This window comes from Denitrificimonas caeni (assembly GCF_027498055.1).
Taxonomy (GTDB): Bacteria; Pseudomonadota; Gammaproteobacteria; order Pseudomonadales; family Pseudomonadaceae; genus Denitrificimonas.
On sequence record NZ_CP114976.1, the window covers coordinates 2,242,565 to 2,256,949 of the forward strand.

At 49.8% G+C, this 14,385-nt stretch carries 12 protein-coding genes; all 12 read right to left on the minus strand.

Annotated features, from left to right (window positions below):
- Positions 1-43: 43 nt before the first annotated feature.
- Positions 44-805 (minus strand): flagellar motor protein MotD, encoded by a 762-nt coding sequence (motD, locus tag O6P33_RS10460; protein WP_269817724.1) that lies wholly within the window; start codon positions 803-805, stop codon positions 44-46.
- A gap of 2 nt (positions 806-807) precedes the next feature.
- Positions 808-1,548: a flagellar motor protein gene (locus tag O6P33_RS10465; RefSeq protein WP_269817725.1), complete on the minus strand. Its 741-nt coding sequence runs from the start codon at positions 1,546-1,548 to the stop codon at positions 808-810.
- Entirely contained in the window at positions 1,548-2,726 is a 1,179-nt protein-coding gene (locus O6P33_RS10470) for a protein-glutamate methylesterase/protein-glutamine glutaminase (protein WP_269817726.1), read from the minus strand. The genes O6P33_RS10465 and O6P33_RS10470 overlap by 1 nt, the downstream gene beginning before the upstream one ends.
- A 37-nt stretch (positions 2,727-2,763) precedes the next feature.
- Positions 2,764-4,953, minus strand: a complete 2,190-nt coding sequence (locus O6P33_RS10475; RefSeq protein ID WP_269817727.1) for a chemotaxis protein CheA — start codon at positions 4,951-4,953, stop codon at positions 2,764-2,766.
- 11 nt (positions 4,954-4,964) lie between these two features.
- The gene (locus tag O6P33_RS10480) at positions 4,965-5,753 is read right to left on the minus strand and encodes a protein phosphatase CheZ (RefSeq protein WP_269817728.1); all 789 of its coding nucleotides are present in this window, start codon (positions 5,751-5,753) and stop codon (positions 4,965-4,967) included.
- 20 nt (positions 5,754-5,773) lie between these two features.
- Positions 5,774-6,148: a chemotaxis response regulator CheY gene (locus tag O6P33_RS10485; protein WP_269817729.1), complete on the minus strand. Its 375-nt coding sequence runs from the start codon at positions 6,146-6,148 to the stop codon at positions 5,774-5,776.
- A gap of 95 nt (positions 6,149-6,243) precedes the next feature.
- Entirely contained in the window at positions 6,244-6,975 is a 732-nt protein-coding gene (locus tag O6P33_RS10490; RefSeq protein WP_269817730.1) for an RNA polymerase sigma factor FliA, read from the minus strand.
- Positions 6,976-6,980: 5 nt separating this feature from the next.
- Positions 6,981-7,814 carry a MinD/ParA family protein gene (locus O6P33_RS10495; RefSeq protein WP_269817731.1) on the minus strand — a complete coding sequence of 278 codons (834 nt, stop codon included), beginning with the start codon at positions 7,812-7,814 and terminating at the stop codon, positions 6,981-6,983.
- Between the two features lie 26 nt (positions 7,815-7,840).
- Positions 7,841-9,130 (minus strand): flagellar biosynthesis protein FlhF, encoded by a 1,290-nt coding sequence (flhF, locus tag O6P33_RS10500; RefSeq protein ID WP_269817732.1) that lies wholly within the window; start codon positions 9,128-9,130, stop codon positions 7,841-7,843.
- A gap of 14 nt (positions 9,131-9,144) precedes the next feature.
- Positions 9,145-11,268 carry a flagellar biosynthesis protein FlhA gene (gene flhA, locus O6P33_RS10505; RefSeq protein ID WP_269817733.1) on the minus strand — a complete coding sequence of 708 codons (2,124 nt, stop codon included), beginning with the start codon at positions 11,266-11,268 and terminating at the stop codon, positions 9,145-9,147.
- Between the two features lie 175 nt (positions 11,269-11,443).
- The gene (locus tag O6P33_RS10510; protein WP_269819516.1) at positions 11,444-12,580 is read right to left on the minus strand and encodes a sodium ion-translocating decarboxylase subunit beta; all 1,137 of its coding nucleotides are present in this window, start codon (positions 12,578-12,580) and stop codon (positions 11,444-11,446) included.
- A 10-nt stretch (positions 12,581-12,590) separates the two neighbouring features.
- The gene (gene oadA, locus O6P33_RS10515) at positions 12,591-14,360 is read right to left on the minus strand and encodes a sodium-extruding oxaloacetate decarboxylase subunit alpha (protein ID WP_269817734.1); all 1,770 of its coding nucleotides are present in this window, start codon (positions 14,358-14,360) and stop codon (positions 12,591-12,593) included.
- Between the last annotated feature and the right edge of the window lie 25 nt (positions 14,361-14,385).

Consider the following 14,385-nt stretch of genomic DNA (forward strand, 5'->3'; position numbering starts at 1 on the left):
CTTACAATATAGCAAGCAATCTATATGCCAGCTTACCGTTTGGCTAATTTTCTGCAGCTTGGGTTGCGGTTTGTCGACGCGCATCGGCATTTCTAGAAATCACTAGCACCACCCGACGATTACGCGCTCGGCCAGCAGCATCGGCATTATCAGCAATGGGTTGAAACTCACCGTAGCCCACTGCCGCCAAGCGCTCAGGTTGTACACCATCCATCACCAACATACGGACAATACTTGCCGCGCGAGCGGCAGACAGCTCCCAGTTGGTGGGGTATTGCGCTGTACTAATGGGTAAATTATCGGTGAAACCTTCCACCTGAATCGGATTATCAAAGGGCGCTAAAATACTGGATATTTTCTCGATAATATCAAAAGCATCTTGGTGCGGAATCGCATCACCACTGGGGAAGAGCAAACTGGAACTCAGCTCCAACTCTAGCCACATCTCATTGGCACGCACATGCAATTTGCCGTCGCCCAACAATCCATCAAATTGATCACGTATTTGCTCAGCAATACTGGCTAGCGGGTCTTGGGCAACACTGCCAGAACCACTCTCACCATCATCACTGTCAGACTGGCCTTTAAAGCGCTCATCGCCAACCGGTATGGGTTTAATTGCTCGCTCCGGCTGGCTAAAAATGCCTTCCATGGAATCGGATAACACTTTGTACTTGCCTTCGTTGATCGAGGATATTGAATACATCACCACAAAAAAAGCAAACAGCAGAGTAATAAAGTCGGCATAGGAGACTAGCCAGCGATCATGATTAATCGGCTCTTCTTCTCTGCGTCGACGTGCCATGCTTACTCCATAAAGCCTTGCAGCTTTAACTCAATAGAACGCGGATTTTCGCCTTCAGCGATGGACAAAATACCTTCTAAGAGCATTTCTCGATAGCGTGACTGGCGCAACACTGTCACTTTTATTTTGCTGGCTACCGGCAAAAACAATAAGTTTGCCGAGCCAATCCCGTAGATAGTCGCGACGAATGCCACGGCAATCCCTGTGCCCAACTGCGACGGATCAGCAAGGTTACCCATAACATGGATCAAGCCCATTACCGCACCGATAATACCAATGGTTGGCGCATAACCGCCCATACACTCATAAAACTTAGCAGCTTGTAAATCGCGGTCTTCTTGGGTGTATAAATCCACCTCTAAGATACTGCGAATACCCTCAGACTCCATACCGTCCACCAGCAACTGCAAGCCTTTTTGCGCATAGGGGTCCAGTTCGGCTTCAGCCACAGCTTCCAAACCCAGTAAGCCATCTTTACGCGCAGTCATACTCCAGCCGATAACATTGTTAATGGCGCTGGGCAGATCAGCATACGGAGGAAACAAAACCCAGCTGACAATTTGTATGGCGCGTTTAAAGTGACTGACTGGGGTTTGCAATAGAGCAGCACCAAAAGTACCGCCAAACACAATCAAAGCTGCAGGGCCGTTCATCAGCGCACTGACATGCCCGCCTTCAAGGTAATTACCGCCAATAATGGCAACAAACGCCATTACTAAACCAATCAGGCTGAGCATATCCATTAGTTACAGGCCTCAATTAAATAGCCACCAATATCATCCAGACTGTAAACAAGGTCAGCCAAGCCAGCTTTAACCACTGCCATTGGCATGCCATAAATCACACAGCTGGCTTCATCTTGCGCCCAAATTTCACTGCCCAACTGCTTGAGCATCCGCGCGCCTTCACGGCCATCAGCGCCCATGCCGGTCAGGATCACTCCCAATACTTTGTCACGGTAAACTTTAGCCGCTGAGCCAAATGTAATGTCAACGCTGGGCTTATAACTCAAACGTTCGTCACCGGGTAAAATACGCACACTGCCGCGGCCATCAATCATCATTTGCTTGCCACCTGGCGCCAGCAAGGCCAATCCTGGGCGTAAAATATCGCCCTCTTCCGCTTCTTTGACATCAATGTGACACAGCTTATTTAAACGCTCAGCAAAGGCATTGGTAAAAGCTGCAGGCATGTGCTGAATAATTACAATGGGGGCTGGAAAGTTGGCCGGTAGCTGGGTTAAAACCCGCTGTAAGGCAACTGGCCCGCCGGTTGAAGTGCCAATGGCCACCAATTTATAGGCTCTGCGCCGTGGACTGCTGGTTGAAGCTAATACGGGCTCTTCTGCTGGGCCGGTAATAGCACTGCGTACAGGCGCTGTACGCACTGGACGCGGCGTTGGAGCTGCAGTTCTTGCTGGGGGCACGCTACGGGTTGCTGGTCGCGGCGCTGCAGCAGGCGCTGCAGCTTTGCGTGTTTCTAAAGTGCTGCTGGGCGCACTGGGACGGGTCCAGGCCCGAGTATTGCTCATGGCTAACAAGTGCACTTTATCGCAGAGCATTTGTTTTACTTTTTGCGGATTGCGCGAGATGTCCTCAAAGTTTTTCGGCAGGTAATCCAACGCCCCTGCATCCAAGGCGTCTAAGGTCACGCGCGCGCCTTCGTGGGTCAGCGAAGAGAACATCAGCACTGGCGTAGGACAGCGTTGCATAATGTTTTTAACCGCAGTAATGCCATCCATCACCGGCATTTCATAGTCCATGGTGATGACATCTGGGCGCAAAGCTAAAGTTTGCTCCACAGCTTCACGACCATTGGCAGCAGTCCCTACCACTTCAATATTGCCATCGGCAGAGAGTATTTCGGTCAGTCGGCGCCGAAAAAATCCTGAATCATCAACCACCAAAACCTTAACTGTCATACCCACTCCAAAAACTGCACTGATGCTTTACTTAGCGTTAGTAGCCCTGTCCATAATTTTTTAGCAAGCCTGGAATATCTAAAATCAGGGCGATCCGACCGTCACCGGTAATAGTCGCGCCTGACATGCCGGGCGTACCGTGCAACATTTTACCTAAGGGTTTAATGACCACTTCTTCCTGACCAATTAATTGATCAACAACACAACCAATGCGCTGATTGCCTACGGTTAAAATCACCACATGCCCTTCCACTTGTTCAGCATGGACTTCATTGGGCAACAGCCATTGCTTTAAATAAAACAGCGGTAAGGCTTTATCGCGCACTATGACCACTTCTTGGCCATCGACAATATTGGTACGCGACAAGTCCAAATGGAAAATCTCATTAACGTTAACCAATGGAAAAGCAAAGTCTTGCGTACCTAGCCTAACCATTAAGGTTGGCATAATGGCTAAGGTCAGTGGCACTTTAATCACCACTTGCGAGCCCTTGCCAGGCGTGGAATGCACATACACTGTGCCATTGAGCTGGGCAATCTTGGTTTTCACCACATCCATGCCAACCCCGCGCCCTGACACATCAGAGACTTCGGTTTTGGTGGAAAAGCCTGCAGCAAAAATCAAGTTGTAACACTCAGCGTCGGTTAAGCGATCTGCCGCTTCGCGCTCGAGCATGCCTTTTTCAACGGCCTTATCGCGTAGCACATTAGCATCCATACCTTTACCGTCATCGGTAATGGTCAATTGAATGTGATCGCCCTCTTGCGAGGCCGCCAAAGTAACGCAGCCTTCGCGCTCTTTACCCGCCGCCTCGCGGTCCGCTGGCATTTCAATCCCGTGGTCCACTGAGTTGCGCACCAAGTGCACCAAAGGATCAGCCAGTGCTTCTACGAGGTTTTTATCTAAATCGGTATCTTCACCAACCAACTCTAAACGAATCTGTTTTTTTAAATTACGCGCCATATCGCGAATCAGACGTGGGAAGCGGCCAAATACTTTACGGATGGGCTGCATTCGGGTTTTCATCACCGCAGCTTGCAAGTCGCCGGTGACCACATCCAAATGCCCCACCACTTTCGACATGGTTTCATCACCACTATCGAGGCCTAAGCGCACCAAGCGGTTGCGCACCAACACCAACTCACCCACCATATTCATGATGTCATCTAAGCGTGCGGTGTCTACCCGTACCGTGGTTTCGATCTCAACCGCAGGTGCACCGGTAGGTCTTGCTGGACGACTGGCCGCTGCGGGTTTCTTTGTCTCAGCAGCGCTGGGTTTGACGGTGGCAACCACTGCTTCAGCCGGCGCTTTAGCGCTAGCGCTGTGATCGGCAGTCGGCTTAGGGGTAACTTGAAACTTGCCTTTGCCATGCAACTGATCCAGCAATGCTTCAAACTCATCATCACTTATATTTTCGGAACTGGCTGCAGCGCTGTCTGTGCTATTGGCATTACTGGCGTTATTGGTTTCAGCTTCGTTGCTACTGGCTGCCACTGGCGTCACCGCCTCGGCTTTAAACTGTCCTTCACCATGCAACTGGTCCAGTAATGCTTCAAACTCATCGTCAGTTATTTCATCAGAACCAGACGCACTGCCAGCTGCAGTCGGCGTGGCGGCGGCAGGCTCAGCGCCACCAACCGGACCATGCAATTGGTCAAGTAGGGCTTCAAATTCATCATCGGTAATGATATCGCTGTCACCACTGCTGACGCTCGCTGGTTCAGATTCAGGAATAGCACCAAGCAGCTGCTCAAACTCTGCATCAGCCTGATCACCTAGGCTCTGCGCTGCTTGCGCAGCTTCTTCTGCAGCAGGCTCGGCATCGTCGGCAGTTTCAGGTTGGGCTAAGCGGGCTAAATTACTCAACAGCTCATCAGTGGCTGGGGTTAATGCTTGACCGGCGCGCACTTCTTGGAACATGGCATTGACGCTATCTAAAGCTTCAAGCACCACATCCATTAAGTCTGCGGTAACGCGGCGCTCACCTTTGCGCAGAATATCAAACACGTTTTCGGCAATATGGCAGCAATCCACCAACTCGTTGAGCTGTAAAAAACCAGCACCGCCTTTTACCGTATGGAAACCACGGAAAATCGCATTGAGCAGATTCATATCATCAGGGCTACCCTCCAGCTCAACCAGCTGTTCTGAGAGTAACTCCAGAATCTCTCCTGCCTCCACTAAGAAGTCCTGGAGGATTTCATCATCTGCATCAAAGCTCATCAGTGTGCCCCCTAAAACCCTAAACTAGACAGTAGATCATCGACATCCACTTGGTCAGCTACCACATCATCCTGTTTATCGGCACGGATCTGCGGACCTTCACCAGCAGTGTTGTTTTTTTGCTTGTTATCTTTCTTGCGTAATTCATCGACAGGGCGCTCAATGCCCACCACTCGGTCAACTTGGCCAGCCATCACTACCAGCTTGAGAAGATTGCTTTCAATGTCAGCAATCAGGGTCATCACCCGCTTAATAACTTGCCCAGTAAGGTCTTGGAAGCCTTGCGCCATCATAATTTCATTTAAGTTGGCGGAGAGTTGGTCACTGTCATGCAGGCTGCGCGATAAAAAGCCCTCAATACGCTTCGCCAGTGCCCGAAACTCTTCAGCTTGCATTTCACGGCGCATAAAGCGCTGCCAGTCAGCCGTTAAACTTTGCGCCTCATAACTGATGTAGTTCACTAAGGGCGCACTTTTTTCAACTAAATCAAGGGCGCTATTGGCTGCCTGATCGGTCATATTAACCACATACTGCAAGCGTTCTGAAGCATCGGTAATCTGCGACATTTCTTTGGCGTGGGGGTTACGTGGGTCAATATCAAAATCAATGATGGCGTTATGTAACTCACCGGTTAACCGCCCAACCTCTTGGTACAGAGTACGCTCACGCACCGCGTGGATTTGCGTAATAATGCGCGCAGCCTCTTGTAAGTCACCTTGCTCAAGACTCTTCTGCAGCTGAGGGGCGTGCAGCTCGACCGCAGACGCAAAGTCAACCTCAGTGCTTTTAGTGTGTTCCATAGATTCCTCACAGCTTGTAATCAGCCGTTAACACGCTCAAAGATTTTCTGAATTTTATCTTCAAGTGCTTGTGCCGTGAACGGTTTGACCACATAACCGTTTACACCGGCTTGCGCCGCAGCAATGATTTGATCGCGCTTAGCTTCAGCAGTAACCATTAGCACTGGCAAATGCTTGAGTTTGTCGTCAGCACGTACTTTAAGCAGCAAATCAAGGCCACTCATGATCGGCATATTCCAATCAGTCACGAGGAAATCAAAATTACCACTTTGCAGCATGGGTAAAGCAGTGGCACCGTCATCAGCCTCTGCTGTGTTAGTGAAACCAAGGTCTCGCAAGAGGTTTTTTATGATCCGTCGCATCGTTGAAAAATCGTCAACAATGAGGATTTTCATATTTTTATCCAAGCCAACCTCCAAGCCATTTTAGTTCAGCCTTCACTTGATAAAGACCGTCTGCAATTAGTATTAAATCCAGCATTTGCTCGTACTTATTGTTGCCAGTCAGCTAAGCGCGCTCTTAAACGTGCGGCACACTGACTGTGTAACTGACTTACCCGTGATTCACTGACCCCTAAAACCTCACCAATTTCTTTTAGGTTCAGTTCTTCATCATAATACAATGACAAAATTAAACGCTCGCGCTCCGGTAAACCGGCAATGGCTTCAGCCAGAGCTTGCTGGAAGTGTATTTTTTCAATATCACGACCGGGCTCTTGCTGAGTGCTGTGGGTATCAAAGTGATCACTTTCATCCAGTAGATCATCAAAGCTAAATAAACGGCTGCCTTGGGTATCGCCTAAAATCGCATAATACTCATCTAGGCTTAAGTTAAGTTCGGCTGCCACCTCTAAATCTTTAGCATCCTGGCCAGTCCGCGCTTCAATGGTGCGCACTGCATCACTGACCATGCGTGTATTGCGATGCACTGAACGCGGAGTCCAATCACCTTTACGCAACTCATCCAGCATAGCGCCACGAATGCGAATGCCCACAAAGGTGCTAAAACTCGCCCCTTTACTGGCATCAAACTTTTTCGCCGCCTCTAACAAACCAATCATGCCGGACTGAATTAAGTCTTCCACCTGCACGCTAGCCGGCAAGCGACCAAGCATATGATAAGCAATGCGTTTAACTAAGGGCGCATGCTCTTCAATCAGCAATGACTGCTCATCAGCCGCCTGCGCCTTACTATACATTTGCAGACCTTTAGATCTTGTCATGCACTTTATTCCGTTCCAGTGTGGCTAACTAACCGCTCCACAAAAAACTCTAAATGCCCACGCGGTGTGCTGGGTAAAGGCCAACTATCAATCTGTTGCGCCATATTCCTAAACGCTAACGAACACTTCGCATGTGGGTACACATCATACACTGCACGCTGCTTCTGTACTGCTTTACGTACCATTTCATCATAGGGTACAGCGCCTAAGTACTGCAGCGTGACATCATCTAGAAAGCGTTCCGTTACATTAACCAACTTATTAAATAAATTCCGTCCTTCTTGAGGGCTATGGGCCATATTTGCGAGGACTCGAAACCGCGTCATACCATGGCTTTTGTTCAGCAGTTTAATCAGCGCATAGGCATCAGTAATGGACGTGGGCTCATCACAAACCACCATAATCACTTCTTGTGCAGCTTGGACAAAACTTGTGACAGAGTCGCCGATACCGGCCGCAGTATCTATTACCAATACATCTATATTATCGCCCAGCTCACTGAAGGCCTGAATCAAGCCTGCGTGCTGCATCGGAGTCATTTCTACCATGCTTTGCGTGCCAGAAGAGGCGGGGACAATTTTTATCCCGCCTGGACCATTCAACAGCACGTCGCGTAAATCACTTTTACCACTCATGACATCAGCTAAGGTATGGGTGGGCTGTAAACCAAGTAAAACGTCCACATTCGCCAAACCAAAGTCAGCATCGAGCAAAACCACTTTACGGCCCAAAGCTGCCAAAGCCACGGAAAGGTTTACCGAGACATTGGTTTTACCGACGCCCCCCTTACCACCGGTAACGGCAATCACTTGTACGGACTGTTTCTGTTTACTTGTCATACTTTCAATACCTTGCTCGCTTAACTCTAACCGACAGACTGTACGGCCAGTGGAGATCCTACACACATTTGCGCCATCATTTCTTCTGTAGGCTCTTCTGAACTTTGCAGACGCACGGCACGACTGATCAATTGATGGCTGCGCGGCACTTGCAAGTCATCGGGAATCTTCGGACCGTCCGTAGTATAGGCTACTGGCATACTATGGCCAATCGCCATGCTTAACGCCTCACCCATGCTAATCGCTTCATCCAACTTGGTAATGATGCAACCGGCTAAACCACAACGCTTGTAGGCATGCCAAGCAGCTTTCAGCACTTGCCCTTGACTGGTTGCGGCCATCACTAAATAATTTTTCGCCTTAACCCCCGCAGCTGACAAGCTATCAAGCTGTAAACCTAAGGCCGGATCACTGGCTGGCAAGCCTGCGGTATCAATCAACACCACTTTTTTGTGCGCTAACGGCTGCAGGGTTTCCGCTAGGGTAACGCCATCGGCCACATAGCTAACCGGGATGTTTAAGATCCGCCCGAGGGTCTTCAGTTGTTCTTGAGCACCAATGCGGTAGCTGTCCATACTCACTAAAGCAATGTTACTGGCTCCATGGGTCAATACATAGCGCGCAGCAAGTTTTGCCAGTGTGGTGGTTTTCCCCACACCTGCTGGGCCAACTAAGGCTATCACACCACCCTCATCAATCGCTTCGTTATTGGGCGTACGCACTGCATGGGTGAGGTAGGCTAAGGCCATGCGCCAAGCTTGGTGCTGATCTTTTTCATGGGCAACACGCTCTAACACTGGGCGGATAATCTCAGCGCTAAGGCCCATCTTCTGAAAACGCTTCCATAAGGCTGCATGCATAGGCTGTTGTGCACGCATATTGCTCCAAGCCATATTACCCAGCTGCATTTCTAGTAACTCACGCAAGCTGTTGAGCTCAGAGCGCATGGCCATCATTTCACCTTGACTGGCGCTTGCCTGTTGAGTCATTTGCGGCTGCGCGGCAACTGGCTCACTCACACGTTGCATCACTTGCTCCAGCAGCTGACGATCGCGCCCCGAAGCTCCGCCCTCGTCACGGGCTTGCAAGCTAACTTGCGCTTGCATGATCTGTGCTTGCGTCTTACGCAGCTCAGCTTCTAAGGCTGGATTAGGGCGTGACACCTTAGCCTGAACTTGATAATCAAGGGCAGCGGTCAATTCAACACCACCAGCAACCCGGCGCGTAGAAATAATTGACGCGTCAGCGCCTAACTCTTCCCGTACGCGGTTCATTGCTTGACGCATATCTGCTGCGAAATATCGTTTGACTTGCATAAGTCAGCCCTCGATCAATTTTGTCCCACCGTTGCCACGATAGTCACTTGCTTATTATCTGGGATCTCTTGGTAAGCCAACACATACATGTTTGGTACGGCTAACCGAGCAAAACGCGACATCATGGCTCGAATCTGTCCAGCGACCAGTAAGACCACTGGCTTGCCTAGCATTTCCTGACGTTGCGCTGCTTCAATAAGAGACCGCTGTAGTTTTTCCGCCATTCCAGGTTCAAGCAATACGCCATCATCTGAACCTTGTCCGGCCTTCTGCATACTACTAAGCAATATCTGTTCCAACCTTGGCTCCAAGGTGATCACAGGCAGCTCTGGCTCAAGCCCGACAATGCTTTGCACGATTGCACGAGATAACGCAACGCGCACCGCAGCAACAATAGTGTCAGGATCTTGACTACGGGTGACGGTTTCAGCAATTGCCTCAGCAATACTGCGGATATCACGCACAGGCACCTGTTCTTGCAATAAACTTTGCAATATTTTCAACAAGGCAGACAAGGACACCATACCCGGCACCAGTTCTTCAGCCAGCTTCGGTGAGCTTTTCGCCAACACTTGCATCAATTGCTGCACTTCTTCATGACCTAGCAGCTCATGGGCGTGCTTACTGAGGATTTGATTGAGGTGGGTCGCCACCACAGTGCTGGTATCGACCACGGTGTAGCCTAGGGACTGCGCCTGATCACGCTGACTTGGCTCAATCCATACCGCTTCCAAGCCAAAGGCTGGATCATGGGTGGCGACACCGCTGAGCGTGCCAAAAACTTGACCCGGATTAATTGCCAACTCACGCTCTGGGTAAACCTCAGCTTCAGCCACAGTGACCCCCATCAGCGTCAGGCGATAGACATTGGGCAGCAGATCTAAATTATCGCGAATATGCACCGAGGGCATCAGAAAGCCCAAGTCTTGCGACAGCTTTTTGCGCACGCCTTTGATTCGCGCTAACAATTGCCCACCTTGATTACGGTCCACCAAAGGGATTAACCGATACCCCACTTCTAATCCGACCATATCCACTGGGGTTACATCGTCCCAACCCAACTCACGGTTTTCCGCAGTCGTTGGTGCTGGCAATTGCTCAAGGTCGCGTTGCTCTTGCTCAACCACCGCCAATTCTTTTTTGTTTTCACGCTGCCAAATTAAATAAGCACCGCCCGCAGCAATCAATCCCAAACCAATAAAGGACACATGCGGCATACCGGGCACCAAACCCATGGCAATTAAAATAGCTGCCGACACCCCCAATGCTTTCGGTGAAGTGAACATCTGTCGACTGATCTGCTCACCCATATCTTCCGAGGTGGTGACGCGGGTTACCATAATCGCAGCGGCAGTAGAAAGCAGCAGTGAAGGCACCTGCGCAACCAGACCGTCACCAATAGTGAGCAATGCGTAAACCTTACCGGCCTCAACAAAACTCATGGAGTGCTGAGCAATACCGATGGCTATCCCGCCAATCAGGTTGATAAATAAAATCAGTAAGCCAGCAATGGCATCACCCCGTACGAATTTGCTGGCACCGTCCATAGATCCGTAGAAATCCGCCTCTTGCGACACTTCACTGCGGCGAATCTTTGCTTGCTCCTGATCCAACAAGCCAGCATTCAAATCCGCATCAATGGCCATTTGCTTGCCGGGCATGGCATCCAAGGTAAAACGCGCACTCACCTCAGAGATTCGGCCAGCACCCTTGGTTACGACAACAAAGTTAATGATCATCAAAATGGCGAACACCACTGCCCCGACCACATAGTTACCGCCAATCACCACCTCACCAAAGGCTTGAATCACTTTACCAGCAGCATCACCGCCATCATGCCCATGCAGTAAAACCACACGCGTAGAGGCAACGTTGAGCGCCAGTCGCATTAAGGTCGCCGTCAGCAAAATAGTGGGGAACGCAGCAAAATCCAGGGGGCGCATGGCATACACACCCACCAACAGCACAACAATGGACAAGGCGATATTAAAGGTGAAAAACACATCCAGTAAAAATGGCGGCACCGGCAGGGTCATCATGCCTAAAATAACCAGCAACAGCAGAGGCACGCCTAAATGACTGTGCTTAAGCAAGTTCAGGCCCGTGTGCATATTATTTTTGAGTTGCGTGTTATTCACAGAATATTCTCTTGTAAATTCAGGTGCTTATGCACTAAATATTGACGCATAAGCTGCAGTTAACTCTAACAATGCAAGAAGCAGTCCACTTTCTACAAAAGGTTCATTCCCCAGAAACATAAAAGCTGCCTCATGGGCAGCTTTTATGTTGAAAGGGCGACTTTAGAACAAAGTCTTAACTGACAAAGCTGAGCAAGACACCAGCCGCCACAGCCGAACCTATCACCCCAGCCACGTTTGGTCCCATGGCATGCATCAATAAGAAGTTCTGCGGGTTGGCTTCCAGCCCCACTTTATTGGAGACACGTGCTGCCATTGGTACTGCTGAGACCCCAGCAGAGCCAATTAACGGGTTAATTTTAACTTTACTGAACTTGTTCATGATCTTCGCCATGATCACGCCCATTGCCGTTCCTGCACTAAAGGCAATCATCCCCAAAGACAAAATACCCAGAGTTTTGATTTGCAAGAAAGACTCAGCAGACAGCTTCGAACCCACAGTTAAACCCAAACCAATGGTCACGATATTGATTAACGCATTACGCGAGGTGTCGGCTAAACGCTCAACTACACCGCTTTCACGCATCAAGTTACCAAATGCGAACATACCCACAAGTGGCGCCGCATCAGGCAGCAACATACCAATCAATAAGCACAGTACCAGCGGGAAAATAATTTTTTCCACCTGGCTAACGTGGCGCAATTGCGTCATCACAATTGAGCGCTCTGCTGGCGTGGTTAAAGCACGCATGATGGGCGGCTGAATCAACGGCACTAAGGCCATATAAGAGTAAGCTGCCACAGCAATAGGTCCAAGTAAATCCGGTGCTAAGCGCGAGGTCACATAGATTGATGTGGGCCCGTCAGCACCACCAATGATAGCAATTGACGCCGCTTCCTTGAGGGTGAACTCCAAACCTGGAACGCCCAACATGCCGATGGCCAGCGCACCCAGTAAGGTCCCAAAAATACCAAACTGTGCAGCGGCACCTAGCAACAAGGTTTTCGGGTTCGCCAGCATCGGACCAAAGTCGGTCATAGCGCCCACACCCATAAAGATCAGCAGCGGGAAAACACTGGTAGGTAAACCCACATCATAGAGTATCGCCAGTAAACCACCGGCCTCGGCCATACCGGCCGCAGGAATATTGGCTAACACACCACCAAAACCGATAGGGATCAGCAATAACGGTTCAAAACCTTTACGAATTGCTAAAAAAACCAAACCTAAACACACGATAATCATCAAAGCCTGCCCAGCTTCAAGCTGGTAGAGACCGGTGTTTTGCCATAAACCCAAGAGCTTATCCATCATTTAGCCCTCAAGAAATCGTCAGCAGGCTATCGCCAACCGACACTGCATCGCCAACTTTAACGTTGACGCTACCAATCACACCGCGGCGGAATGCACGTATTTCAGTTTCCATTTTCATGGCTTCTAAAATAATCAGCACTTCGCCTTCTTCCACTGCCTGCCCAGGCTTGACCAATACCTTAAAGATATTGCCAGCCAATGGTGCACCTTGCGGATCACCTGCACCTTCTGCCACAGCAACTGGCTCACACGCCGTAGCACCACCTACAGGCTTCAGGCCTTCAATGTCCCCCCCCTCATTGACCTGCACCACGAAGGTTTTGCCATTCACTTCAACGGTATAGGCTTGTGGCTCGCCTGCGACGGCAGCGGCAACTTCATTACCGGTTGGCACTGGCTCAAAGGCCTCGGGGTTATCGCGATTTTCTAAAAACTTCAGACCAATTTGCGGGAATAGCGCGTAGGTCAACACATCATCAATGATGTTGTCGGCCAAGCGAATATTATTTTCTTGGGCCAACTCTTTAAGCTCTGCGGTAAGTTTTTCGACTTCGTTGTCAATCAGGTCCGCAGGTCGGCAAACCACAGCCTCTTCGCCGTCGAGTACACGGGCTTGCAACTCAGCATTAAAAGGTGCGGGTGCTGCGCCGTATTCGCCTTTCAAGACGCCTGCGGTTTCTTTGGTGATAGATTTGTAACGCTCACCGGTCAAAACGTTAATCACCGCTTGCGTACCAACAATTTGTGAAGTTGGCGTCACTAGTGGGATAAAACCTAGATCTTCACGCACCCGTGGGATTTCCGCGAGCACTGCATCAAACTTATCTTCAGCACCCTGCTCTTTAAGCTGGCCTTCCATATTAGTCAGCATGCCACCAGGCACTTGCGCGACCAAAATACGGGAATCTACGCCTTTTAGCGTACCTTCAAACTTTGCATACTTTTTCCGCACTTCACGGAAGTAAGCAGCAATTTCCTCAAGCAGCAATAAATCCAAGCCAGTGTCGTGTTCGGTATTTTGGAACATAGCAACCACAGACTCAGTTGGCGAATGACCATAAGTCATCGACAGAGAAGAGATTGAGGTGTCGACGTTATCAATGCCCGCTTCTACAGCTTTCATAATCGCTACAGAAGATAAACCTGCAGTAGCATGGCACTGCATATGCACGGGAATCGACAGGCTTTCTTTTAGTTTGCTGACTAATTCGTAGGCCACATACGGGGTTAAAATACCGGCCATATCTTTAATGGCGATGGAGTCTGCGCCCAGATCTTCAATTTGCTTAGCCAAATCAACCCACATCTGCATATTGTGCACAGGGCTGGTGGTGTAAGAAATGGTGCCTTGCGCATGTTTGCCGTTGGCTTTAACTGCTTTCAGGGCACGATCCAGGTTGCGCGGATCGTTCATGGCGTCAAACACGCGGAACACATCCACACCATTAACGGCGGCACGCTCGATAAAAGTATCAACGACATCGTCAGCGTAATGGCGATACCCTAATAAGTTCTGACCACGCAGCAACATTTGCTGACGGGTATTGGGCATGGCTTTTTTCAGCGCACGAATACGCTCCCATGGATCCTCACCCAAATAACGAATACAGGAGTCAAAAGTTGCCCCACCCCAGGTTTCTACCGACCAGAAACCCACTTGGTCCAGCTTGCCTGCAATCGGCAGCATATCTTCCAAGCGTAAACGGGTGGCCAAAATAGATTGGTGAGCATCACGTAATACAACGTCAGTAATACCGAGTGGCTTTGTTGCAGTCATCAGGAAAAACTCCGTATGGGAACGT